Annotated in this window: 19 protein-coding genes; 17 read left to right on the forward strand and 2 right to left on the reverse strand. The window is 47.1% G+C overall.

Going from position 1 to position 23189, the window contains the following annotated elements; genetic code table 11:
* The first annotated feature begins 41 nt into the window (after nucleotides 1–41).
* The 13 genes from glmU to urtE all read left to right on the forward strand — a co-directional run bounded on the left by glmU (nucleotide 42) and on the right by urtE (nucleotide 16138).
* Nucleotides 42–1439 carry a bifunctional UDP-N-acetylglucosamine diphosphorylase/glucosamine-1-phosphate N-acetyltransferase GlmU gene (gene glmU, locus BK120_RS30525; protein WP_076271276.1) on the forward strand — a complete coding sequence of 466 codons (1398 nt, stop codon included), beginning with the start codon at nucleotides 42–44 and terminating at the stop codon, nucleotides 1437–1439.
* Nucleotides 1440–1695: 256 nt separating this feature from the next.
* On the forward strand, nucleotides 1696–2346 hold the full coding sequence (locus BK120_RS30530; protein ID WP_076271277.1) for a 50S ribosomal protein L25/general stress protein Ctc: 651 nt from the start codon (nucleotides 1696–1698) through the stop codon (nucleotides 2344–2346).
* 184 nt (nucleotides 2347–2530) lie between these two features.
* Nucleotides 2531–3091 (forward strand): aminoacyl-tRNA hydrolase, encoded by a 561-nt coding sequence (pth, locus tag BK120_RS30535; protein ID WP_076271325.1) that lies wholly within the window; start codon nucleotides 2531–2533, stop codon nucleotides 3089–3091.
* A 63-nt stretch (nucleotides 3092–3154) separates the two neighbouring features.
* Entirely contained in the window at nucleotides 3155–3385 is a 231-nt protein-coding gene (gene fin / locus BK120_RS30540; protein ID WP_076271278.1) for an anti-sigma-F factor Fin, read from the forward strand.
* A 109-nt stretch (nucleotides 3386–3494) separates the two neighbouring features.
* The gene (gene mfd, locus BK120_RS30545) at nucleotides 3495–7022 is read left to right on the forward strand and encodes a transcription-repair coupling factor (RefSeq protein ID WP_076271279.1); all 3528 of its coding nucleotides are present in this window, start codon (nucleotides 3495–3497) and stop codon (nucleotides 7020–7022) included.
* Between the two features lie 71 nt (nucleotides 7023–7093).
* Entirely contained in the window at nucleotides 7094–8164 is a 1071-nt protein-coding gene (locus tag BK120_RS30550) for a peptidylprolyl isomerase (RefSeq protein WP_076271280.1), read from the forward strand.
* An 85-nt stretch (nucleotides 8165–8249) separates the two neighbouring features.
* Nucleotides 8250–9824, forward strand: coding sequence for a helix-turn-helix domain-containing protein (locus tag BK120_RS30555; RefSeq protein ID WP_076271281.1), 1575 nt, complete (start codon nucleotides 8250–8252; stop codon nucleotides 9822–9824).
* Between the two features lie 147 nt (nucleotides 9825–9971).
* Nucleotides 9972–10979, forward strand: coding sequence for an iron-hydroxamate ABC transporter substrate-binding protein (locus BK120_RS30560; protein ID WP_076271282.1), 1008 nt, complete (start codon nucleotides 9972–9974; stop codon nucleotides 10977–10979).
* A gap of 326 nt (nucleotides 10980–11305) precedes the next feature.
* On the forward strand, nucleotides 11306–12580 hold the full coding sequence (urtA, locus tag BK120_RS30565) for an urea ABC transporter substrate-binding protein (RefSeq protein WP_076271283.1): 1275 nt from the start codon (nucleotides 11306–11308) through the stop codon (nucleotides 12578–12580).
* A 129-nt stretch (nucleotides 12581–12709) separates the two neighbouring features.
* Complete coding sequence (urtB, locus tag BK120_RS30570; protein ID WP_076271284.1) at nucleotides 12710–13615, forward strand: urea ABC transporter permease subunit UrtB; 906 nt, start codon at nucleotides 12710–12712, stop codon at nucleotides 13613–13615.
* A gap of 22 nt (nucleotides 13616–13637) precedes the next feature.
* Entirely contained in the window at nucleotides 13638–14720 is a 1083-nt protein-coding gene (urtC, locus tag BK120_RS30575) for an urea ABC transporter permease subunit UrtC (RefSeq protein ID WP_076271285.1), read from the forward strand.
* Nucleotides 14692–15465 (forward strand): urea ABC transporter ATP-binding protein UrtD, encoded by a 774-nt coding sequence (urtD, locus tag BK120_RS30580; protein WP_076271286.1) that lies wholly within the window; start codon nucleotides 14692–14694, stop codon nucleotides 15463–15465. The genes urtC and urtD overlap by 29 nt, the downstream gene beginning before the upstream one ends.
* Nucleotides 15443–16138: an urea ABC transporter ATP-binding subunit UrtE gene (gene urtE, locus BK120_RS30585; protein ID WP_076271287.1), complete on the forward strand. Its 696-nt coding sequence runs from the start codon at nucleotides 15443–15445 to the stop codon at nucleotides 16136–16138. The genes urtD and urtE overlap by 23 nt, the downstream gene beginning before the upstream one ends.
* 87 nt (nucleotides 16139–16225) lie before the next feature.
* Here the strand turns inward: urtE and BK120_RS30590 are convergent, their stop codons facing one another.
* On the reverse strand, nucleotides 16226–17098 hold the full coding sequence (locus BK120_RS30590; RefSeq protein WP_076271288.1) for a phosphotransferase: 873 nt from the start codon (nucleotides 17096–17098) through the stop codon (nucleotides 16226–16228).
* A gap of 26 nt (nucleotides 17099–17124) precedes the next feature.
* Nucleotides 17125–17616 (reverse strand): hypothetical protein, encoded by a 492-nt coding sequence (locus BK120_RS30595; protein ID WP_076271289.1) that lies wholly within the window; start codon nucleotides 17614–17616, stop codon nucleotides 17125–17127.
* 155 nt (nucleotides 17617–17771) lie between these two features.
* On the opposite strand from BK120_RS30595, the gene BK120_RS30600 reads away from it, so the two are divergent.
* The 4 genes from BK120_RS30600 (at nucleotide 17772) to BK120_RS34730 (ending at nucleotide 22210) form a co-directional block, all read left to right on the forward strand.
* Nucleotides 17772–18644, forward strand: coding sequence for an SPFH domain-containing protein (locus tag BK120_RS30600; RefSeq protein WP_076271290.1), 873 nt, complete (start codon nucleotides 17772–17774; stop codon nucleotides 18642–18644).
* A gap of 12 nt (nucleotides 18645–18656) precedes the next feature.
* Nucleotides 18657–18842: a type II toxin-antitoxin system antitoxin gene (locus tag BK120_RS30605; protein WP_076271291.1), complete on the forward strand. Its 186-nt coding sequence runs from the start codon at nucleotides 18657–18659 to the stop codon at nucleotides 18840–18842.
* A 343-nt stretch (nucleotides 18843–19185) separates the two neighbouring features.
* Nucleotides 19186–19728 (forward strand): stage V sporulation protein T, encoded by a 543-nt coding sequence (gene spoVT, locus BK120_RS30610; RefSeq protein WP_054025813.1) that lies wholly within the window; start codon nucleotides 19186–19188, stop codon nucleotides 19726–19728.
* Between the two features lie 127 nt (nucleotides 19729–19855).
* Entirely contained in the window at nucleotides 19856–22210 is a 2355-nt protein-coding gene (locus tag BK120_RS34730) for a polysaccharide biosynthesis protein (protein ID WP_083682657.1), read from the forward strand.
* Nucleotides 22211–23189 lie beyond the last annotated feature (979 nt).

The raw sequence follows: 23189 nt of genomic DNA on the forward strand, positions 1-23189 counted from the left end.
ACTAAAATAATCATTTATTGCAGGTCTAGGGGGTCTTTCATTTGAAAGTTATGGCGATTGTGCTTGCTGCAGGACAGGGCAAGCGTATGAAATCGAAGTTATATAAGGTGCTGCATCCGGTGTGCGGCAAGCCGATGGTAGGCCATGTGCTTGATGTTGTGAAGGAAGCGGCTGCGGAGCGGTCGGTCGTTATTGTAGGTCACGGAGCTGAAAAGGTTAAATCGTATTTGGGCGATGGCGCTGAATACGTCTTGCAGGAGCAGCAGCTAGGTACCGGTCATGCGGTGCTGCAAGCGGAAGCACTGCTTGGCGGCGAGAAAGGTACGACGATTGTGATTTGCGGCGATACTCCGCTTGTGCAAGCATCGACAATTGAAGCCATGCTTGAGCTGCATCATTCGAGCGGAGCGGCTGCAACGGTGCTGACAGCCGCTTTTGACGATCCTACAGGGTATGGCCGCGTTATTCGTGGCGAAGATGGCACTGTACAGCGGATTGTTGAACAAAAGGACTGCTCAGCTGAAGAAGCAGCAGTTAAAGAAATTAATACAGGCACATATTGCTTCGACAATGAGAAGCTGTTCGCTGCGCTTGCTAAGGTAACGAGTAATAACGCACAAGGCGAGTATTATTTAACGGATGTTATCGGAATATTCCGTGAAGCGGGCGAATCTGTCCAAGGCTACTGCACGACAGATGTGTCAGAAGCCATAGGCGTGAATGACCGCGTGGCGCTTGCTGAGGCAGAGCGTTTTATGCGTGATCGAATTAACCGCAATCATCTGCTTGGCGGCGTCACTTTGATCGATGCGTCTTCAACTTATATCGAAGCGGGTGTTCAGATCGGATCTGACACCGTCATATATCCAGGTACAGTGCTTCGCGGGTCAACAATTATCGGAGAAGATTGCATTATCGGTCCTCAAGCTGATATTGCGGACAGTACGATCGGCAACGGCGTCGCGATTAAATATTCAGTTGTTTCTGAATCGGTAATTGGCGATACAAGCGCTGTGGGGCCTTACGCTAATTTGCGTCCAGGCTCGAAGCTTGGCGTTGGCTGCAAAGTTGGTGACTTTGTGGAGCTCAAAAACGCATCGCTTGATGATGGCAGCAAAGTATCGCATCTAAGCTACGTTGGTGACGCTAAGGTTGGCAAAGACGTCAATATCGGCTGCGGCGCCATAACGGTCAATTATGACGGTTACAATAAATTTGTAACGGAAATCGGCGATAATGCCTTCATCGGCAGCAATGTCAATTTGATTGCACCATTGAAAATTGGTGATGGCGCATATGTTGTTGCCGGCTCTACGGTTACGCATGATGTACCAGCTGGTGATCTTGCGATCGCACGCGAGCGCCAAGTGAATAAATCAGGTTATGCGGATAAAATCCGTGGACGTGCAAAAGCAAAAAAAGAAAAGAAACAATCATAATATCAAATGGTTGATATAGAGGATGCAGTGACGAATTCAGAGGATGAATTCGTTGCTGCATCTTTTTTTATGCAAATGTCGTTTAAAGTTTAATTTTTGGCTGTAGTGGGTAAGTTATAGGGAAATCAAAACAGAAGCGAGTTTTTGCTTCACAAAAACTAAGCATATGCTTACGAAGCAAGTTTTGCTTCACAAAACTAAGCGTATGCTTACGAAGCAAGTTTTTGCTTCACAAAAACTTTAGGAGGTAATCAATATGGCGATAGCTATGAACGCGGATCAACGAACTGGCACGACGAAAGGTGAGTTGCGCCAATTGCGGCTCCAAGGGAAAATACCGGGCGTTATTTATGGTAAACAGTTGAATGATGCAGCACAGGTCATGGTGGATAGTAAGGAATTGCAGACTTTGCTGCGTTCTCAGCCGAATGCGGTGCTTGAAATTAATATTCCATCCCATGGAAAAACCTCCGTTATGATCGCAGAGGTGCAACGCGATTCTTTGAGCAGACAAGTGCTGCACGTTGATTTCCATCAAATTAATATGAACGAGAACGTGCGGGCGAACGTTCGTATTCATGCAGAAGGCGATTCTCAAGGTGTACGCGAGGGCGGTATCTTGCAGTTGATTTTGCATGAGCTTGAGGTGCAATGCTTGCCGGGCAGTATTCCTGATTCTATTTCTGTCGACATATCGTCGCTGGAGATTGGCGGAAGCATACTCGTAAGCGATTTGTTGCTGCCGAGCGGCGTGGAATTACTAGCGGAGCCTGAGCAGGTCGTTGCAACGATTCTTGCGCCGCAAAAAGAGCTTACAGAAGAAGAAGCAGAGGCTGCTGCAGTGGAGCTTACAGAAGCAGAGTCACGCTCCAACGAAGCGAAGCTTGAGGGCGTTAAGAGCCTGTAGAATCTCTTTTGAAAAATTACGTATACAACGCAGTACCGAGCATATTCAGGCGCCGTCCTTCATCAGGGCGGCGTTGTTTGCTTTTTGGGGAAAATAGAATGAAAGTTCTGCCGCAGGACGGCTTCCGATGTTTACGCTTGTAATAGATTATGTTACATTTGTCCGTAAAGGAGTGGAGAGAGCAATGAGGTGGATTGCAGGACTTGGCAATCCCGGTGCTGCTTATCAAGGAACCCGGCATAATGTCGGATTTATGGTTATTGATGAGCTTGCAAGGCGCTGGGGCATTAGTGTAACGCAAAATAAATGCAAGGCATTAATCGGAGAAGGCAACGTACAAGGCACGAAGGTTGTCCTTATTAAGCCGATGACATATATGAATTTGTCTGGAGAGTCAGTAAGATCATTTCTAGATTACTTTAAGGCTGAGGTCCAGGACGGCTTAATCGTTTATGATGATTTGGATACGGAGATCGGCAAGCTTCGCCTTCGTTATCAAGGCAGTGCGGGCGGGCATAACGGAATCAAATCATTGATTCAGCATTTGGGCACGCAAACTTTTGACCGCGTTCGGATGGGCATTTCGCGCCCGCAGCCAGGCATGAACATTGCGGACTATGTGCTCTCCACTTTTCCAAAGAGCGAGCATGAGAAATTGTCTGCTATGGTTGCTGACGCATGTGATGCTATTGAGTTTAGATTGAAGGCGCCTTTCGAGGAGACAATGGCAAAGTTTAACCGATAATCTGTTAGAAATTGATTATGAGGGCATACTGAAGGATATAACTACCCTTCAGGAGGCATACATATGGCAGTAAACTATATTTGTCGGCACTGCAGAACATCGATAGGGTCGCTTAGCGGGTCAAATATAACGGAGCATCAACTGGGCTTCCATTTCTTGACCCCCGAAGAACGCAGCGATATAATAGCGTATGACCCAAATGGAGATGTAACGGTAAAAGTGGTCTGTGATTATTGCCGCGAGGCGATTGATGCGAACCCAGAGCTTCATTTGGTAACTAGTCCTCTTCAATGACGGAAAGTGAATAGTATGAGCCTTAGCAGATGGCTGAGGCTTATTTTCAATGTACAGGGAGCGATCGTATCACTCTCCGATTGTGTAAAGAAACGGGGTGTCGCAAAAGTTGAAAGCTTTAATTAATGCTTTTGCCGCGGATACGGACGTTCAGTCCGTTATATCCGGTATTCGTAAAGGCATGCGTGAGCAGATGATATCTGGCCTCGCAGGCTCTTCCAGACAAGTGCTCATTGCAGCGCTGCGGGAGGATGTAGAGCGTCCTATGCTTGTTGTGACGCATAACATGTTCTCTGCGCAGAAGATTGCGGAGGACTTGCAGGAATGTCTTTCGTCAGAAAATGTATTATTATATCCCGCAAATGAGCTGGTAGCTGCAGAAGCGGCGATCTCGAGTCCTGAGACGCTTGCGCAGCGAATGGATGTGCTGATCAAGCTGTCCCAAGGCTATCGCGGGATTGTTGTCGTGCCCTTCTCCGGCGTTCGGCGCTATTTGCCTATAAGCAGTGTTATGGCTGAAGCGCAAGTAGAGGTTCAAGTTGGCCAATCACTGCCGATAGATGCTTTTCTGCGGCAAATGACCGCTCTTGGCTATACACGGGCTGACCGCGTAGAATTGCGCGGCGATATGAGCGTGCGCGGAGGGATTGTTGACTTCTATCCGCTTACGGCTTCACAAGCGTACCGGATCGAATGGTTTGGCGATGATGTTGATTCCATACGTACCTTCGATCCAGCAGATCAACGTTCTTTGGATCGCTTGGAATCTTATGTGGTTCCGCCATGCCAAGAGCTGCTCGCAGACGGCCACCGTATGGAGACTGCGGCTAATCATGCGCAGCGGCTGCTGGAGAAGCAGCTCGATAAGATGACAGATCGTACAGCCAAGGATCGACTTCGCACGGAGCTGGGCGGAGAGATTGAAAGGCTGCGCGAGCATGTTTATTTTCCGGAAATTTATAAATATATTTCGTTGTTATACCCAGAGCGTCAAACGATTCTCGACTATATGCCAGCTGATACGCTGCTCATACTAGACGAGCCAACGCGTTTAATAGAGACAGCGAAGCAATTGGAGCGGGATGAAGCGGAATGGTCCATGCATTTGCTGCAAAACGGCAAGTCGCTTCCGGATCTTGCTCTAGCCCGCGATACAGAGGAGATTTTGCATCACCGTCCGTTTCCAACGCTGTTCCTGTCCTTATTCTTAAGGCAAATCCCGCATTCGCAGCCGCAAAATATATTGAACATGACAAGCCGCTCGATGCAAAATTTTCATGGACAAATGAATGTGCTGAAGGCAGAAATGGAACGTTGGCGCAAGACGGGTGCCACAGTAATGATGCTTGCCGGCAATGCAGAGCGTATGGAACGCATGCGCCGAGTTCTTGACGACTATAGCATTGAGACGCCTACTCTGCTAGAAGGTAATTTGCAGTCCGGTTTTGAGCTGCCATCCTCTCACCTTGTCATTATTACTGAAGGCGAGATGTTCTCCCAGAAGCAGCGCAAAGCCCGGAAAATGGATAAAAAAGTTGATAATGCCGAGCGTATTAAGAGCTATACAGAGCTTAAAGTCGGTGACTATGTTGTTCACCATAATCATGGTATAGGCAAGTATGTAGGTATAGGCACGCTAGAAATAGCAGGTATTCATAAAGATTATTTGCATATTCTCTATGCTGGCGGCGATAAGCTGTCTGTTCCAATCGAGCAAGTGGATATGATTCAGAAGTATGTCGGCAATGAAGATAAAGAGCCTAAGGTCAATAAACTCGGCGGCAGTGAATGGACACGGGCGAAGAGCAAAGTAAAAGCATCCGTTCAGGATATTGCTGATGATTTGATCAAGCTGTATGCAGAGCGGCAGACGGCACCAGGGTACGCTTTTGGACAAGATACGTCGTATCAGAATGAGTTCGAAGCGATGTTCCCTTATGACGAGACGCGTGACCAGCTCAGAGCGATCGAAGAGATTAAGAAGGATATGGAGAAAACCCAGCCGATGGATAGGCTGTTATGCGGAGACGTCGGTTACGGGAAAACCGAGGTTGCCATTCGTGCTGCCTTCAAATCAGCAATGGACAGCAAACAGGTAGCAGTGCTAGTTCCGACGACTATTTTGGCGCAGCAGCATTATGAGACATTCCGCGAGCGTTTTGCAGGTTATCCGATTAACGTTCAGGTGCTCAGCCGTTTCCGTTCACGCAAGGAACAGAACGAAACGATGAAGGGCTTGAAAGCAGGAACAGTAGATGTCGTTATTGGGACGCATCGACTGCTGTCGCAGGATATTATTTTCAAATCGCTCGGCCTTCTGATCGTGGATGAGGAACAACGTTTTGGCGTATCGCATAAGGAGAAGCTGAAGAAGCTGAAAACTAATGTCGACGTGCTTACGCTGACTGCAACACCGATTCCAAGAACGCTTCATATGTCGATGCTTGGCGTGCGGGACTTGTCTGTTATTGAAACGCCGCCGGAAAATCGTTTCCCTGTGCAAACCTATGTGGTGGAATACAGCCCGTCCCTCGTACGGGAGTCGATAGAGCGCGAGCTGGCACGTGGAGGCCAAGTCTATTACTTGTATAACCGTGTTCAAGGCATCTACCAAATGGCGGAGCAAATCAATGCGCTTGTACCAGGTGCTAGAGTTGCGGTCGGCCATGGGCAAATGTCAGAGCAGGAGCTGGAGAAGACCATCCTTGATTTCCTCGATGGCGAATCCGATGTTCTGGTAAGCACCAGCATTATTGAGACAGGCGTCGATATTCCGAACGTGAATACGCTTATTGTGCATGATGCTGACAAAATGGGACTCTCTCAGCTGTATCAGCTGCGCGGCCGCGTTGGTCGTTCGAATCGTATTGCATACGCTTATTTCACGTATCAACGGGATAAGGTGCTTACGGAGGTTGCGGAGAAGCGTCTGCAATCCATCAAAGAATTTACTGAGCTCGGCTCAGGCTTCAAAATCGCAATGCGCGATCTATCGATTCGTGGAGCGGGCAACCTGCTTGGGGCGGAGCAGCATGGCTTTATTGCCTCGGTAGGCTTCGACATGTATTCGCAAATGCTGGCTGATGAGATTGCGAAGCGCAAAGCGGAAATGAGCGGCGAAGAAATCAAAGAAGAGAAGCCAGTTAGCATGCTTATTGATATTAGCGTAGATGCGTATTTGCCTTCGGATTACATTTATGACAGCATCCAAAAAATTGAGATCTATAAAAAAGTGGCTGCTATCCGAACGTTCGAAGAGGCAGATGATGTGATTGATGAGCTTGTGGATCGTTTTGGCGATTTACCGCAAGCGGTAAGCAATTTGCTCGCAGTGGCTAGATTAAAAGTGTATGGCACGATGTATGGTATTGAACAGCTCAGCGGCAAAGGTGATGATCTGCTGCTTCGTTACGCAGCTAGCGAGAAGCGGAGGATTGACCGTAAGAAGGTTGATCAGCTTTGTCTGAAGCATGAGAATCGCTTTAAGCAGGGCAGCGAGCAGGAGCCAAACCCAAGTATTTTGCTGCGCGGCAAGGGATTGAATATGGAGCAGAAAATTCATATGATTGAACAATTTTTGCAAGCGTACAAGGATGTTCTCCTTTATAAAGACGAATTGCAAGATGCGACAACATAGACAAGATTCGCTTTATACGCCCCTTTTCTGATACAATACTATCAAGTTCTCAATATGAAAGGGGATTCAACATGTTACACAGTTCACGCAAATCGGCATGGCGCAAAGGCGCGCTGCTTATCGTGGCAGTCGTGCTGGTCTTGACGATGGCGGCATGCGGCGGCGCGAAGGAAACAGAAGTTGCAACCTATAAAGGCGGCAATGTGACAGACAAGGAATTCAACAAGTATTTGGATGTATTTACGGTTATGCAGCCAGCGTATGCGCAAGTTATTGAAATTCCGCAATTTAAGGAGCAGCTGCTCCAGCAGTATATTTCCTACAAAATTTTAAGCAGCCAGGCTTCTAAGGAAGACGTTAAAAAGGCTGAAACAGAAGTAAAAGAACAAATGAAGCAGTATAAGACAGCACTTTCCCAAGATGCGGAACTAAAAGCTGCTGTAGATGCTAAGAAATTGAAAGACAAAGATATGGAAAACTATTTGCTTATGACTTCCAAGCTTGTAGCTCATATGAACGCTCAAGTAACTGAGGAAGAAATGAAAGCAGAATATGAAAAGAACGGTATTAACTATGCAACCGTTTCTGTTCGCCACATCTTGGTATCAACTAAAACAACGGATCCAACTACACAAGAAGAGAAAGAAATTCGCACGGATGCAGAAGCTTTGGCTCGCGCTAAAGAAGTGAAAGACAAGCTGGCAGCAGGCGGAGATTGGGCTGCCCTTGCCAAAGAATATTCCGACGATCCAGGCTCGAAGGACGCAGGCGGTCTATATGCGGACAAGAAGAATGGCCAATGGGTAGAAGAATTTAAACAAGCTGCTTATAAACAAGAAATTGGTGTTATCGGCGAGCCTGTGAAAACAGATTTTGGCTACCATGTTATCCTTGTTGAGAAACGTGATACGCCAGCATTTGATAAATTAACTGATGCAGATAAAGAATCAGTAAAAGGTACAGTTGCTTCTGAGAAAATGAACAAATACATGACAGACGAGCTTCCTAAGCAAGAAATCGTCATTAAGCTTCCAAAAGCAAGTGATACTCCTGCCAGCGATGCTCCTGCTGGTGAAGAAACGCCAGCTACGGATGCGCCAGCTACAGATGCTCCAGCTACAGAAGCACCTGCAACGAAATAAGTGCAAGACAAACATGTCAGACCCTTTAACCATTCACCGGTTAAGGGGTCTTTTTCTGAAACTATGCTGAGTAAGGATGGATTGTATGCTGAACACAAATCAATATTTGCTGCGCGGAGCCAAAAGCATTTTATTGAAAAAGACGGAGATGTCTAACGAGATGCTTATTAGCACCCCTTCCTTATTTATGCTCGGAGAAGGTTACGGAGCCATGAAGATGGATGATGATGCGTATGAGCTAAGCTTCGGCTGCTTGTTGTTTGCGCATGCCGGGACGAGGGCATCGATTTCCAGCTCAGAGCACTCCGATCTGCATTTGTATATGATCCAATTCGACCAGTACGTTCAAATTCAGGATACACGCGACCAGCTAGTCTATCATCAGAGCTGCGAAGGCCTTCCCGATAATGGCTATATTGCTTCTAATCGAATAGGCATTTTATTAGGTTTATTTAAATCGTTAATCGAGGCTCATCAAGCGGAAGCGAGCAGCAATCCATTTGAAGCTCAAAAACTGCTTCTAGAGCTGTTGTATGAGGTATTGATTGCAGGCCATAAAACGCCTTATTACGATTATGCAACGCCCGTACAAAAAGCAGTGCAGTACATTAAAGAAAATTACAGTACGAAGCTGCAGCGTAATTTCTTGGCCCATTTAACCGGCTATCATCCGCATTACTTATCAAAGCAGTTCAATAAAGAGATGGGACAAAGCATATCGGACTTTATATTGCAGCTTCGTGTGGACAAGGCTAAGGAGCTTCTCTCCATAACAAGCAGCCATATTAATGAGATTGCGGCAATTGTCGGCTACCAGGATGCATTATATTTTAGCCGGAAATTCAAGCAAGCTACCGGCATGCATCCATCTAATTTTCGCCAAAGGCCAAAGCGCATCGTGGCGTTTCAATTTATCGGCACTTTGCTTGCGCTAGGCATTACCCCTGTTGGTGTAGATGCTCGTTTAGCGTATCATTCACAGCAGCTGAGGAGCGAGCTCGAAGGCGTCATATCCTTTGAAGATTGGGACAGCCAGAAGGTGCGTATGCTTCAGCCTGATATTATCGTTGCACCCGATTACCTTAGGCCAGAACAGCTTGGACAGCTGCGAACAATCGCGCCTGTGCTAGTCCAACCATGGGAAAACATCAATCCGATTGAGCGGCTGCGATTCATGGGTCATATTTTTGGGATACAGCATGAGGCAGAAAAATGGATCTTGCAGTTCTATCAAATGGCTGAGCAGTTGAAATACAGGTTGAGCAATGTATTTCATTCAAATGAGACAGCAGCTGTTTATGAAATTGCAGACGGTAATATTTATGTGCTAAGCAAGCAGGATCGTGGTGCATATGCGTTATATGATGTGCTGGGCTTCCAGCCGCCTGACGCTGTGAAGGAGCATGTGCTTGATGCGGGGAAAAGTAAAATCGTTACTCTCGACGAGCTTTCTTTATTTGCAGCCGATCATATGATTATTAGTATTTTTGAGGAGACGGGGATGGAGAAAACGAATCGATTGCTGGCAAGCGAAGCATGGCAGCAGCTTCCTGCTGTTAAGAGCGATTTGGTTTATCGTATCCCAGTCAATAAATGTTACTCCAACGATGGTGTATCCTTACAAAAGCTGACGTTCACACTAGCCCAATTATTTTTATAAACACGATATGAAGCTGACAATAATCCATGTGACATGGTTATTTTTATCTATAGACGATGGATAAAGTGATCTGATATGCTTCTAACGATAATGATTCGCATTATCAAAAATGAAAGTTTATCGTTGAATGTACATAGGAGGTCCACCATGTCAAAGAGAAAACCATATTTTATCCTTACTTTATTCCTTATGCTGTCTGTCCTCGTATCCGCCTGCGGCGGTGCGAATAACACAAATAGCAATGCAGCAACTAACGTACCCTCCGAAAGCGAAGCACCTGCAGCTACAGAAGCGCCGGCAGCGGAATTCCGCGGCTTCGAGACAACGAAGGGGACGATTCAAATTCCGGTTAAGCCGCAGCGTATCGTTACCGACTATTATGGCGGTGAATTGCTTTCTGTAGGAGCAAACGTGCTTGGCGTAGAGCCATCTACCTTCGAAAACCCGTTCCTTACTGAGCAGCTTAAGGGAGCAGTTGATGTAGGGTCGCCGATTAACGTTGAAAAAGTGCTTGAGCTTAAGCCTGACTTAATCGTGGTTATGTATGAAGAAAGTTATGAGAGCTTATCTAAAATAGCACCAACATTATATATTCCTTATGGAACAGCGTCCAATATTTACGAAAGCGTTAGATTGTTTGGAGACATCGTAGGTGAGAAAGAGAAAGCGGAGCAATTCATCACGGCATATGATGAGAAGGCGAAAGCGGGCCGCGAGAAGCTGAAAGGTGTTGTCGATGAAAATACGACAGTCGGCATTTTTGAGCTTACAGATAAAGGCGAAATATGGATGTTTGGCGAAAATTCGGGCAGATCGGGTCAAGCGGTATATAATGCACTGGGTCTAAAAATTCCTGAATCGATTAAAAAGCAAGTGGATGCCAACGACGGCTTTTTCCAGCTGTCTAAAGAAGCACTTCCTGAGTATTCGGCAGATTATATGTTTATGACCGTCTATGACCCGGAGAAGAAGGGTGAGGCGATTAAGCAGCTGACAGACTTAGCGGTTTGGAAAAGCTTAGACGCCGTGAAAAACAATCAATATTTTGAAAACGATTTTAATACATTCTATCGTTATGATCCTATTGCTATAAGCGGACAAGTCGATCTTATTGTAGACATGCTTATTGCAAGAGCAGAAGAAAATAAAAAATAACATATGAATTTAAACAAGTTAACCCAACTTGAGGCATTTGCCTTAGGTTGGGTTTTTTATGTGAATAAAAATGTCATACATTCAATCTTTCGTACATAAAAGAAGTGCACCGACAAACAAGTGTCAATATACCTAACATAAATATAAATAAAACACCCCTAAATGACCATTTTTAAGTGAAAATGTATCCCTTGAAAAAATTAGTGTTAACTATATTGACATTAACTTAATTCCCAATCTATAATAAAAGCACGAACAATGGAAGTTAATCCCATGTAAATGTTCGGAAATATAGAGACAAATATGAAGCGATGGGGAGTGGGAAGATGAAAAAGAGAATGTTTTATTCATTTGGCCTTATGTTTGTAGCTTTAACGATCGTATTGACAGGTTGTGGCGCAAACAACAACAAACCAGCATCTACGAATGGGGAAACAGATAAACCTACGAATGCTGCCAATGCCGGATCGGGAGCAGATGGGGAAATAAAAGTGGGAATATTGCACTCACAGAGCGGCACCATGGCAATTAGCGAGGTATCGGTTATCGATGCTGAAATGATGGCTATCGATGAAATTAATGCAGCAGGCGGCGTTTTAGGTAAAAAGATTGTACCTGTACTTGAAGACGGCGCTTCGGATTGGCCCACCTTCGCTGAGAAGGCGCGCAAGCTTATTTCCGAAGATAAAGTGGCTACCGTATTTGGTGGATGGACATCCGCAAGCCGGAAAGCAATGAAGCCGGTATTCGAAGAGTTAAATGGCCTGCTGTGGTATCCGGTGCAATATGAAGGTCTTGAATCTTCTCCGAATATTTTTTATACAGGCGCTACGACAAACCAACAAATCGTTCCATCTGTCTCGTGGCTGCTTGAAAACCGCGGCAAGAAATTTTACTTACTCGGATCGGACTATGTATTCCCTCGTACCGCAAACCTCGTAATTAAAGAACAGTTGAAGGCTGAAGGCGGCGAACTGGTTGGAGAAGAATACACGCCGTTAGGCCATACAGATTACAGCACGCTAATCAGCAAGATCAAAGAAGCTAAACCAGATGTCGTATACAACACGCTTAACGGTGACAGCAACGTTGCGTTCTTCAAGCAATTGAAGGATGCAGGCATTACAGCTAAAGATTTGACTACATTGTCAGTATCGGTTGCAGAAGAAGAGATCCGCGGTATTGGCGTCGATGTGCTGGAAGGCCATTTGGCGGCGTGGAACTATTATCAAACAACGGATACGCCAGCTAACAAAACGTTCGTCGAAAACTACAAAAAGAAATACGGTGATGAGCGCGTAACGGCGGACCCTATCGAAGCCGGCTATACAGCGGTCTACTTATGGGCAAAGGCGGTCGAGAAAGCAGGCTCCACTGACGTAGATAAAGTAAAGGAAGCAGCCAAAGAGCTGGAGTGGGATGCTCCAGAAGGAAAAGTGAAAATCGACGGCGCTACTCAACATATTTACAAAACGGTTCGTATTGGCGAAGTGCAAGCGGACGGCCAATTCAAGGAGCTGTGGAACTCAGGTGAAGCGGTTAAGCCGGATCCGTATCTCAAAGGCTACGACTGGGCAGCAAGCATTCAACCAACGCAATAATCCATAAGCAAACAATGGTCTAATACACAGCAATTAATGGGGGAGTATTCGATCGCTTCGAATGCTCCCTTCTGCTTTTTTTGTGACAGAGGAAGGCGACAGCCGTTTACGCTAGAGAGGAGCGGTCATATGGAAGTGTTTCTGCTGCAGCTATTTAATGGTTTAAGCATCAGCTCCATTTTATTGCTGGTTGCTTTGGGGCTTGCGATTACGTTTGGCTTGATGAAGGTCATCAATATGGCGCATGGCGAGTTAATTATGATCGGTGCGTACTCCACGTATTTGACGCAAAATGTGTTTCATGATTATTTGCCGAAATCGATGTTTGATTGGTATTTTGTATTGGCCATTCCGGTCAGCTTTATCGTTGCATTTATCATTGGTCTCATTCTCGAAATGTCGCTGATTCGCTTTCTATATGGACGGCCGCTTGATAGCTTGCTCGCCACTTGGGGTGTGGGTCTCGTGCTGCAGCAGCTTGCAAGATCTATTTTTGGGGCGCCAAACGTTGCAGTCACAAGCCCAGCGTGGCTAAATGGCGGCTTAAAGATTATGGATGGAACATTGCTTCCTTACAAAAGGTTATTCATCATCGCACTCGTCATCGCTTGTTTAATTGCTATGTATTTCTATATTTACCGCAGCCATGAAGGCAGAAGGATGCGGGCAGTGATGCAAAATCGCGATATGGCTGCATGCCTTGGCGTTTCGACAAGACGAGTGGATGCGATGACCTTCGCTATCGGCTCGGGTATTGCCGGCATTGCCGGCTGTGCGCTAACGCTGCTTGGTCCTATCGGCCCGTCCCTTGGCACTTATTATATCGTTGATGCCTTTATGGTCGTCGTGCTTGGCGGAGTCGGCAAGCTGGTTGGGACGGTGCTCGGGGCAACAGGGATTGGGATGTTTAATACGTTGTTTGAGTATTGGACGAATGCTTCGCTTGGCAAGGTGCTAGTGTTTGTCTGTATAGTTGCTTTCCTCCAATGGAAGCCTATGGGACTCGTTGCCATGCGTTCGCGGTCGCTTGACTAGGGAAAAGAAAGGTGGAACGCTTATGCGCTTGCAAAAGTTTACTCCTGCGCGGATTTGGATCTTAATTGGCTATGCGGCAGCGGCGGCAGCACTCTTCTCCGCTCCGCTATTTGTAAGTGATTTTCGGCTCAACTTGTTAGCGAAATTTCTAGCCTTTGCCATAGTAGCATTAGGGCTTGATCTGATATGGGGCTACACTGGCATTTTAAGTTTAGGGCATGGCATTTTCTTTGGATTAGGCGCCTACGCTATGGCGATGTATTTGAAGCTGGAGGCAAGCGGAGGAAGGCCGCCGGATTTCATGGGCTGGAGCGGACTTAAGGAGCTTCCGCTTTTCTGGCAGCCATTCCAGAGCTTCTGGTTTGCGGTAGCGATGGGAATTGTCATACCTGCGCTGCTCGCGCTTGTGCTTGGTTACGTCACGTTCCGCAACCGAATTCGCGGCGTTTACTTCACAATCTTGACGCAAGCGCTCGTTATTATTACGACGACACTGCTCATTGGTCAGCAAGCTTTTACAGGCGGTACGAATGGGATAACAGGCTACTCTACCGTGCTTGGTTTCTCTATAGGTTCTCCTGAGACGAAGCGCGTGCTTTACTATATTACCGTCATTGCTCTCATTGCTATCTTCATCTTTTGCCGCTACGTCATCGGCAGCCGCTTCGGCAAGGTGCTTCGCGCGATTCGTGATGGCGAGAACCGGGTGCGGTTCATCGGCTACAATCCGGCAATTTATCAAATGGTCGTATTTACGATTTCGGCTGGCATTGCAGGTATAGCGGGCATGCTGTTTGTACTCCACGTCGGTATTATTTCACCGTCGATGCTCGGAATTGTGCCTTCGATTGAAATGGTTCTTTGGGTAGCCATTGGCGGACGTGGAACGCTGGTTGGAGCCGCACTAGGCGCTATCCTTATGAACTGGGCTAAAAGTGAGTTCAGTACCGCTTATCCGCAGGGCTGGTTATTCTTTATGGGTCTGCTGTTTGTGGTCGTGGTCGTATTTATGCCTAAAGGTGTTGCTGGCTTAGTTGGCCAATTGAAATTACGCAAAAAAGGGAGGGAGCCGAAGCATGAAGGAGTCCGCAATCCTGCTGTGTGATGATGTAACTGTTGAGTTCGATGGCTTTAAAGCAGTCCAAGGCATGAACCTAAAGCTTGAGAAAGGGGAGCTTCGTTTCCTCATTGGGCCAAATGGAGCTGGCAAAACGACAATTCTGGATGTGATTTGCGGGAAAGTAAGGCCTACGGCGGGACGTGTCACATTCGGGAAGGTAGATATAACGAAAAAGAAAGAGCATCAAATTGCTGAGCTTGGCATCGGTCGTAAATTTCAAGCTCCTTCGATATTCCCTTCGATGACGGTTGCTGAGAATTTGGAAATCGCGATGCGTCAGAAGCGTACCGTGTTCGCGACGTTGTTTGCAAAGATGGTTGAGGATGAGCGGGCTAAAATTGACGGGCAGCTCGTTATGATTGGTTTGCAGAAAAAATCGAACTGGCGGGCAGGCGGTCTGTCGCATGGAGAGAAGCAGTGGCTCGAAATTGGCATGATGCTGCTCCAGGAGCCGGAAATATTGCTGCTCGATGAGCCGGTGGCGGGGATGACCGATAAGGAGACGGATAAAACGGGCGAGCTTCTTCACCAGATAGCCCGTATGCGGTCGATTGTAGTCGTGGAGCATGATATGGAGTTTGTTCGTAATTTTGCGAGCAAGGTCACCGTCATGCATGAAGGGAAGCTGCTGAAGGAAGGCTCGATGGATGAAATTCAACGAGATGACCGCGTGGCGGAAGTGTACTTGGGGAAAAGGCGGGATGCCGATGTTAGCCGTTCAACAGCTTGAGGCTGGTTATGGTGAGAGTATTATTTTGCGTGATGTGTCGCTGAAAGTGAAGCAAGGGCAGGTTGTATGTCTGCTCGGGCGGAATGGCGTAGGCAAAACAACGCTTATGAAAAGCATTATGGGGCTGCTGAAGGCGCGCGAGGGTTCTGTTTCTTATAATGGCTCGGATTTAACGAAGAAAGCGCCGGGACTGCGGGCTAAAAGTGGAATCGGCTATGTACCGCAAGGACGCGAAATATTTGCTCAGCTATCCGTTTATGAAAATTTGCTGCTTGGCCTTGAGGCTTCAAAGTCGAAAATATCTTCTATTCCAGAAGAGGCTATTGCAAAGTTTCCTGTGCTGCCGGCAATGTATACGCGCCGCGGCGGCGATCTTAGCGGCGGACAGCAGCAGCAGCTTGCCTTCGCGAGGGCGTTAGCTTCAAGGCCTCAAGTATTGCTGCTTGATGAGCCTTGTGAGGGGATTCAGCCCTCCATTGTCGATGATATTAGGGATGTTATTCGCTCAATTAAAGCGGATGGCAAGACGGCTATTTTGCTGGTGGAGCAAAGCCTGGATTTCGTGAAGAGTGTAGGAGACTACTTCTACGTGCTGGAAAAAGGGGCGATTGCGTGGGAAGGCGGCTTGGAGTCGCTGGATGATGAGGTCATACGCAAATATTTGACGGTATAAAGCGAATGATGAGCAAAAAGCGCCTTTATGAGAGGCGCTTTTTTCTTTGAGTTGTTAGAGCTGTTTTTGAGCTGTGATGATAGTGGTTTATTCATTGCTTATTAAGGACTTCCAGTAACGCCATGCTTGTAAGTAGTCGTCTATATCGTGAGGGTGATGCTTGAGGCAAATGCCTAAACGGTAATAGAGCTGGATGATCACTTCTTCAATTAGCCTTGGTTGATCCTCATCCGATTGATTAAGCATAACGAATGCAGGCATTAACGTCTCTATGCTCAAGTCATCAGGTGAGGAACAGAATGCATAAAGCAAGTCATAGAGCGGAGGTCCGATTATTGGTGAAGGATCGATAACGCCAATTAACTCGTTATGACTAAAAATGAAGTTGTGAACACCGCAGTCGCCGTGAAGCAAAAATTTTCCCTGAGATTCGCTCATCGTTGCTTTCTTTAAAAGTGATTTTACAAGGGTATGATCCTCTAATGGCAAGCGGTCGCCGATATAACTTCGAGCGTAATCGACTTTCTCCTCCATAAATTCTCGCCAAGTATTGCGGGGATTATCCAGCCAATCTCCCCATTTCTGTGATGGTGAGCAGCTTATGTAATGCTGAATAAGTCCGCTCACTAAAGCCTTCAACCATTGCTCCTTAGAGCCGACAATATAATCGGTTGAACCCTTGAGAAATGTATAAACGATATATGTTTTATCTGGAGCGGTGTAAGTAAGCTTAGGCAACATAGGTGCATCTGGATATGTTTTTTTATATTGTTCAACTAAAGAAAGTGCAACTGGCTGATCGAGCTTTAGCACATATTTGGGTGATTCATCGACTTTAATGAGGTATACAAGACCTTCCGTCGTTCCGTCCATTTGTTTATGGATTTCGGACTGATTTTCAATGGCACCTATATGCCGAAGGTTTTCGATGATTTCCTGCACGTCGTTCTTTATTTTCATATAAATCCCCCTGTATATGGAATGCTTTATGCTTCATCTGGTGAAGTGCTTTTATATTTCTCAGTCCAGCTTTTACGCCACTCTTGATAAGACATTCCTTGAATATCTTCTAAATTTTTGCCTTCTATAGACCAATACCCGCCGTCTGTAGTGTCTCCGTATGGAAATGAAGTTCCTCCTATGGGCTGACCATCAGCCAAATAAACAAAAACATCTACCTTATCTTTGCTTAGCGGGTGGTTCGTTACGGTAAATTTCTGTATATGAATCGTTTTTCCAATATAATCGGAGGGGTTCACCCGCTGCAACCCCCAGTACATCATATAGGGCAATACTGATAATTTCTGTTCGGTAAGCTCGTAGCTCTCAACTTGCCCATCTTTTGAGCTGATTCGATATCCTTTTTCTTCAAGATAGCTTCGAGAAATGGATTGCTCTGACGTTGTTTTGGTTTCTCCTGTACAACCGATCGACAAGGAAAGCAGAAATAGGATTAATAAATATTTCAATGTATTCATCCCTTCTTTATCTCTTTGCTTTTTGTGACGAAGCAGCAGCTGCCTTTGTTGCAAAAAGAGGTTGGATGTAAAAAGAATTAATTGCTTATATATGTAAAAAGTGATATCATATTTATATCAAAACAATATAGAAAAAGATGAAGGAGTGGGGTTTAATGAACGAGAAGAAAGCCTGGTATGTTAGCGGATACATGGCATTGCTGTTTTCGGTAGTTGCTGCTGCTGGCGGTATTTTTCTAACGATATCGGAAGCATCCAAGGACGGTGGGTCTGGGGTAATTATCGGTGTTGGCGCCTTTTTGATTTTGCTGTCAGTCATTTGTTTATCCTCTCTTACGATCGTTCAGCCGAATGAGGCGAAGGTGGTTACTTTTTTCGGAACGTATATGGGTTCTGTTCTTGAAAGCGGCTTATGGATGGTTCTTCCGCTTACGAACAAGGTTAATATTTCACTTAAAGTACGCAATTTCAACAGCCAAACACTAAAGGTGAATGATGCGGAAGGAAATCCGGTGGAGATTGGTGCGGTTGTTGTATTTAAAGTAATGGATACGGCAAGAGCGAGCTTCGACGTTGATAATTATGAGCGTTTTGTAGAAATTCAAAGCGAGACGGCGATACGTCACATTGCCGCGCAATATCCTTACGATGTTTTCTCTTCGGACGCGGCTTCCTCACTTAGAGGCAATGCGGATGAGGTAGCAGCGGAGCTAGGCAATGAGTTGCAAAACCGTCTTGCAGTTGCCGGCGTAAAGGTGCTTGAGACTCGCTTGACTCATTTGGCGTATGCTCAGGAAATCGCTAGTGCCATGCTTCAAAGGCAGCAGGCGATTGCAATTGTAGCGGCACGTTCCAAAATTGTTGAAGGTGCAGTTGGTATGGTAGATATGGCACTGCGGCAGTTGGAGGAAAACGGGATTAGTCTGGATGCCGAACGGAGAGCGGCGATGGTGAACAACTTAATGGTGGCGATTGTATCTGATCGCGCTGCAACTCCAGTCATTAATACAGGAACTCTTTACGGCTAGAGGCTGATTATTATGGCTAAAGAAAAGAAAGCATTTCCGCTTCGTTTGGATCCCGATATCCATCGTGCTCTTGAGCAGTGGGCCGCAGACGAATTCCGCAGCGTCAACGGGCACATTGAGTTTTTGCTCAGAGAAGCGCTTGGCAAAGCAGGCAGGCTCAAAAAAACGAATCAGATGGACAATAATGAAGGTAAATAATATTCAGGCAAAGGGCGGTTATCGATACAAATCGATAATTGCCTTTTTTAATCCATAAACAATTAAAAAGCATTTGCTTCTCATGCAAGCAAAAGGGAGAAATGGGGAATGCTGAAAACGAGCTCGGGGAAGCGTAAAACGAAGGCTGGACGATACGTCGACGGCCTTTTTCACAAAGAGATGGAACGTTTGGCTTGAACTGTAGTCCGTGCATAAGAAATTGGGAGCGGATGAATACTATGGTCAGATTCAAAATCTTTTGAAGGAAGTTTCTTCTTCGTTATAAACAAGCTGCAAGAATCCAGTCGATTCAAAATCCTCTAGGAAAGCGGGGCAACAAGAAATGAAAGCAACTGGAATTGTACGTCGCATCGATGATCTCGGGCGTGTCGTCATTCCGAAGGAGATCCGCCGTACACTGCGTATTCGCGAGGGAGACCCTCTAGAAATATTTGTAGATCGTGATGGCGAAGTTATTTTGAAAAAATATTCTCCTATCGGTGAGCTTGGCGACTTCGCTAAGGAATATGCGGAATCGTTATTTGAGGGAACAAATCATGTTACATTGATCACGGACCGGGATACCATAATTGCTGTAGCTGGAGCCTCCAAGAAAGAACTGCTTGATAAGCAGGTAGGCACTGTTCTGGAGAGCTGTATGGAAAATCGCAAGACGCTTGCTGAAGCAAATGGCGGTGCCTTTGAAATTGTGAAGGATACGCAGGAAACTTACAGCTCCTTCGTTATTGCGCCGATCATAGCGGGTGGCGACCCCATTGGAACAGTCGTGCTGCTTAGCAAGGATGAATCGGTAAAAATGTCTACTATGGAAACAAAAATGGCTGAGACGGCAGCGGGCTTTTTGGCAAAACAGATGGAGCAATAGTAAGAAATGTGGCTATAACAGCTTCTTTGATCGAGAAACACTCGATTGGGGAAGCTTTTTCCACGTTTACGATTGTGAGGTATAATAGATACCAATAGAAATCGTGCGATAGGCAGGAGTGAACGGGATGAACCGCAAGCCGGGGGAAAATGGGCAATCGGCGGAAATGCTGGGGCAGGCGGGTAAGCGAAAAACAAGCGTGGGAGGGGTCGAAGCACGCCAAGCTGAGGCTGAACTTACGGAGAGCCAAGAGCGACCTTGTGCCGGCGAACAGTCGCTAGCTAAAGCAGCAGAAACAACAGTTGAAGGACGGGTTCAAGTAGAACGAAGCTCGAAGCAGCATCTCATGAATGGCGTTGCGCTCATGGCGGGTGCGGCGCTGCTGTCAAAGCTGATTGGTGTTTTTCAAAAAATACCTCTGCAAAATCTAGCTGGGGACCGCGTGTTTGGTATTTACAACGCCGTGTATCCGTTTTATCAGCTGGCAGCTGTTCTAGCAACTGCGGGATTGCCAACGGCCGTATCGCTTCTCATTGCAGAGAGGCTGCGCAAGGGAGATGATGCAGAAGGCGTCAGGCGAACGTTATACGCTGCGCTTTTGCTGCTTGGTGTGACGGGTATTATTTCGTTTGGCTTGATGTGGGGTGGAGCGAATCAAGTAGCTGGTTGGATTGGCGATGCGGAGACGGCTGGTGCAGTGCGCTCGGTCTCGTTTGCGCTGCTGCTTGCTCCGTTCGTTGCTGCATTAAGAGGATATGTGCAGGGAATTGGACAAATGGGATTGTCTGCCGCCTCACAAGTTGTTGAGCAAATGATTCGTGTAGGCGTAATGCTGCTGGTGCTTGCATTAAGCTGGTCCGCTGGATGGGCAGATGCATCTGTGGCGTCTGGTGTGATGAGCGGTTCGGCATTCGGAGCTTGCGCATCGCTTTTGCTGCTTGCTATATATTTATGGCGCAGACGCAGCGGGGAGCGGCTTAATCGAATGGCAGGGGCAATACGAGCAGAGATGAGAAAGCTTGCCGTTATTGCACTGCCTGTCGCGCTTGGTGCGGTGGTTGTTCCTGTTCTTGGCGTTGTGGATGCCTTTATGGTTCCTCGCTTATTGCAGGAAGGCGGGGCTTCGGAAGCGGCGGCAATGACATCGTTTGGCGTGTACAGCCGAGCGCAGCCGCTTGTGCAGCTTGTTGTTATGGTAGCCGGAGCGGCTGCGGCGGCGCTCGTACCAAGCATTGCGTTAGCGCGTATGCGTGGTGCATACGGACAGCTTCGAGTGCAGCTCTCGCTTGCAGAGCGGGCGGCTTGGGCAATCGGCGCTGCGGCAGCTATCGGCTTGGCGCTGCTCGCGGAACCGCTCAATATGATGCTGTATTCGGATACTCAAGGCACATTCGCCTTCGCATTGGTTGGCTGCACTGCTCTTGCGGGCAGTGTGAATGCGGTGACGGCTCCAGTGCTTCAAGGGTTAGGCGCTGTACGTATTCCAGCTATTTTGCTGCTGGTTGCAGCGCTGCTTAAAGGCGTAATTAATGCTGTGCTTGTGCCCACTTATGGCATTGAAGGTGCAGCCATCGCAGGTGTCGCGGCGCTAAGCGTGGCGGCTTTGCTTGGGATCATTGCAGTGCGGTATGCAGCAGCGGGTTCTGGAGCAGCGCTAGCTGGCGGACGAGCGGGAGTGGAAGGGCGAGTGATGCCGGGTGAGCGGGTAGTACGAGAGCGGGTGCAGGGGGAAGAGCAGGGACGAGAGCAGGAGCAAGTGCAGGGACGAGTGCGAGAGCGGGAGCAGGAACAAGAGCGGGGACGAGTGCGAGAGCGATGGAGAGAGCAAGGGCAAGAGCAAGGGCAAGAGCAAGGGCAAGAGCAAGGGCAAGAGCAAGGGCAGGAGCAAGGGCAGGAGCGAGTGCATGGGCGAGTGCAAGAACGAGTGCTTGAGGAAGAGGGAGAGCATGGGCAGGAGCGAGTGCAAGGGCGAGTGCAAGGGCGAGACCAAGAGCAAGGACGAGTGCAAGAGCGAGTGCAGGAGCAAGTGCAGGAGCGAGTGCATGGGCGAGTGCAAGAACGAGTACTTGAGGAAGAGGGAGAGCCTGGGCAAGAGCAAGAGCAAGGACGAGTGCAAGAGCGAGAGCGGGAGCAGGAGCATATACATGGGCGAATGCAAGAACGAGTGCTCGGGGAAGAGGGACGCCAGCCGTCGCATGGGCGTGCGGCGGCTGGCACGGTCTTTGCGCTCGCGGTCATGGCCGCGGCGCTTGTTATCGCCGAGCGAGCGCTGAGCGCAGCGCTTGGCGGGCTGCCGCCTAGGGCGGCAGCAGCTGCGCAAGCGCTGACGTGCGTTGCCGTCGGCGCTTGCGCCTTTGGCGCCGCAGCTTTGCGTGGCGGCGCTATCAGCGCGCGCGAATTGCGCGCGTTGCCGGGCGGCGCGGTGCTAGCCGCCCGTTTGCAGCGCTGGCGGCTTATTCCGCCAGCAAAAGATGAGCGCTAGCGCCGCAAGTTGGCGGCGGTGAGCGCTTGTAAGGCAAGTGTTTTTCATGGAGTAATATGAAAAACACCAACTGTCTGAACTGCACAGGTTATCTCGTGTAGATTATTAGGGTTTTCTCTAAAGTTGAGAAAACCTAAGCATCTTTCCAGCACAATCATTGCTGTGTGGCATCGCTTGCAACGGTTGAACATGTAATCTCTCAACGTGATGAATCCATAGATCTATTTCCGACCATTCCGCACTTCTGCTGCCAATGGCAGAAAGCGCTGCAAAATAAGACTAATATCTAGGCTTATTTGTGGAATATTAATCATTTTGAAGGAAATAGAACTAAATTCTAGTCCTATTTACGACCATTCCGCACTTCTGATGCCCAATGGCAGAAAGCGCTGCAAAATAAGACTAATATCTAGGCTTATTTGTGGAATATTGATCATTCCGAAGGAAATAGAACTAAATTCTAGTCCTATTTACGACCATTCCGCACTTCTGATGCCTAATGGCAGAAAGTGATACAAAATAAGACTAATATCTAGTCTTATTTGTGCATTATTGAGCATTCTGAGGCAAATAGAACTAAATTCTAGTTCTATTTCCGACCATTCCGCACTTCTGCTGCCCAATGGCAGAAAGCGCTGCAATATTAGACTAATATCTAGGCTTATTTGTGTAATATTGATCAATCCGAAGCAAATAGAACTAAATTTTAGTCTTATCTCCGACCATTCCGCACCTCTGATGCCCGCTGGCAGAAAGCGTCGCAAAATAAGACTAATATCTGGACTTACTTATGCAATTTTGGTCATTTTGAAGAAAATAGATCTATTTCTAGATCTATAACAATCTCTAAGAATCTAGCAATTATGAGCAGAATTAGTAGAGGTTATTGCATAATCATTACATATTTTTATAAATAATTCTGTTAAATAGGTTAGTTTCGCGGGCAATAAATCTGGTTACCAGCTCATTTATTCTGATC

This window comes from Paenibacillus sp. FSL A5-0031 (genome assembly GCF_001956295.1).
GTDB lineage: Bacteria > Bacillota > Bacilli > Paenibacillales > Paenibacillaceae > Pristimantibacillus.

Excerpts from the sequence above, each read along its gene's own strand:
- BK120_RS30550 (WP_076271280.1), top strand. The coding sequence starts at position 7,094 with ATGTTACACAGTTCACGCAAATCGGCATGGCGCAAAGGCGCGCTGCTT.
- fin (WP_076271278.1), top strand. The coding sequence starts at position 3,155 with ATGGCAGTAAACTATATTTGTCGGCACTGCAGAACATCGATAGGGTCG.
- urtA (WP_076271283.1), top strand. The coding sequence starts at position 11,306 with ATGAAAAAGAGAATGTTTTATTCATTTGGCCTTATGTTTGTAGCTTTA.
- urtE (WP_076271287.1), top strand. The coding sequence starts at position 15,443 with ATGTTAGCCGTTCAACAGCTTGAGGCTGGTTATGGTGAGAGTATTATT.
- BK120_RS30555 (WP_076271281.1), top strand. The coding sequence starts at position 8,250 with ATGCTGAACACAAATCAATATTTGCTGCGCGGAGCCAAAAGCATTTTA.
- BK120_RS30590 (WP_076271288.1), bottom strand. The coding sequence starts at position 17,098 with ATGAAAATAAAGAACGACGTGCAGGAAATCATCGAAAACCTTCGGCAT.
- BK120_RS30530 (WP_076271277.1), top strand. The coding sequence starts at position 1,696 with ATGGCGATAGCTATGAACGCGGATCAACGAACTGGCACGACGAAAGGT.
- urtB (WP_076271284.1), top strand. The coding sequence starts at position 12,710 with ATGGAAGTGTTTCTGCTGCAGCTATTTAATGGTTTAAGCATCAGCTCC.
- BK120_RS34730 (WP_083682657.1), top strand. The coding sequence starts at position 19,856 with ATGAACCGCAAGCCGGGGGAAAATGGGCAATCGGCGGAAATGCTGGGG.
- BK120_RS30600 (WP_076271290.1), top strand. The coding sequence starts at position 17,772 with ATGAACGAGAAGAAAGCCTGGTATGTTAGCGGATACATGGCATTGCTG.
- urtD (WP_076271286.1), top strand. The coding sequence starts at position 14,692 with ATGAAGGAGTCCGCAATCCTGCTGTGTGATGATGTAACTGTTGAGTTC.
- urtC (WP_076271285.1), top strand. The coding sequence starts at position 13,638 with ATGCGCTTGCAAAAGTTTACTCCTGCGCGGATTTGGATCTTAATTGGC.
- BK120_RS30605 (WP_076271291.1), top strand. The coding sequence starts at position 18,657 with ATGGCTAAAGAAAAGAAAGCATTTCCGCTTCGTTTGGATCCCGATATC.
- BK120_RS30560 (WP_076271282.1), top strand. The coding sequence starts at position 9,972 with ATGTCAAAGAGAAAACCATATTTTATCCTTACTTTATTCCTTATGCTG.
- pth (WP_076271325.1), top strand. The coding sequence starts at position 2,531 with ATGAGGTGGATTGCAGGACTTGGCAATCCCGGTGCTGCTTATCAAGGA.
- BK120_RS30595 (WP_076271289.1), bottom strand. The coding sequence starts at position 17,616 with ATGAATACATTGAAATATTTATTAATCCTATTTCTGCTTTCCTTGTCG.
- spoVT (WP_054025813.1), top strand. The coding sequence starts at position 19,186 with ATGAAAGCAACTGGAATTGTACGTCGCATCGATGATCTCGGGCGTGTC.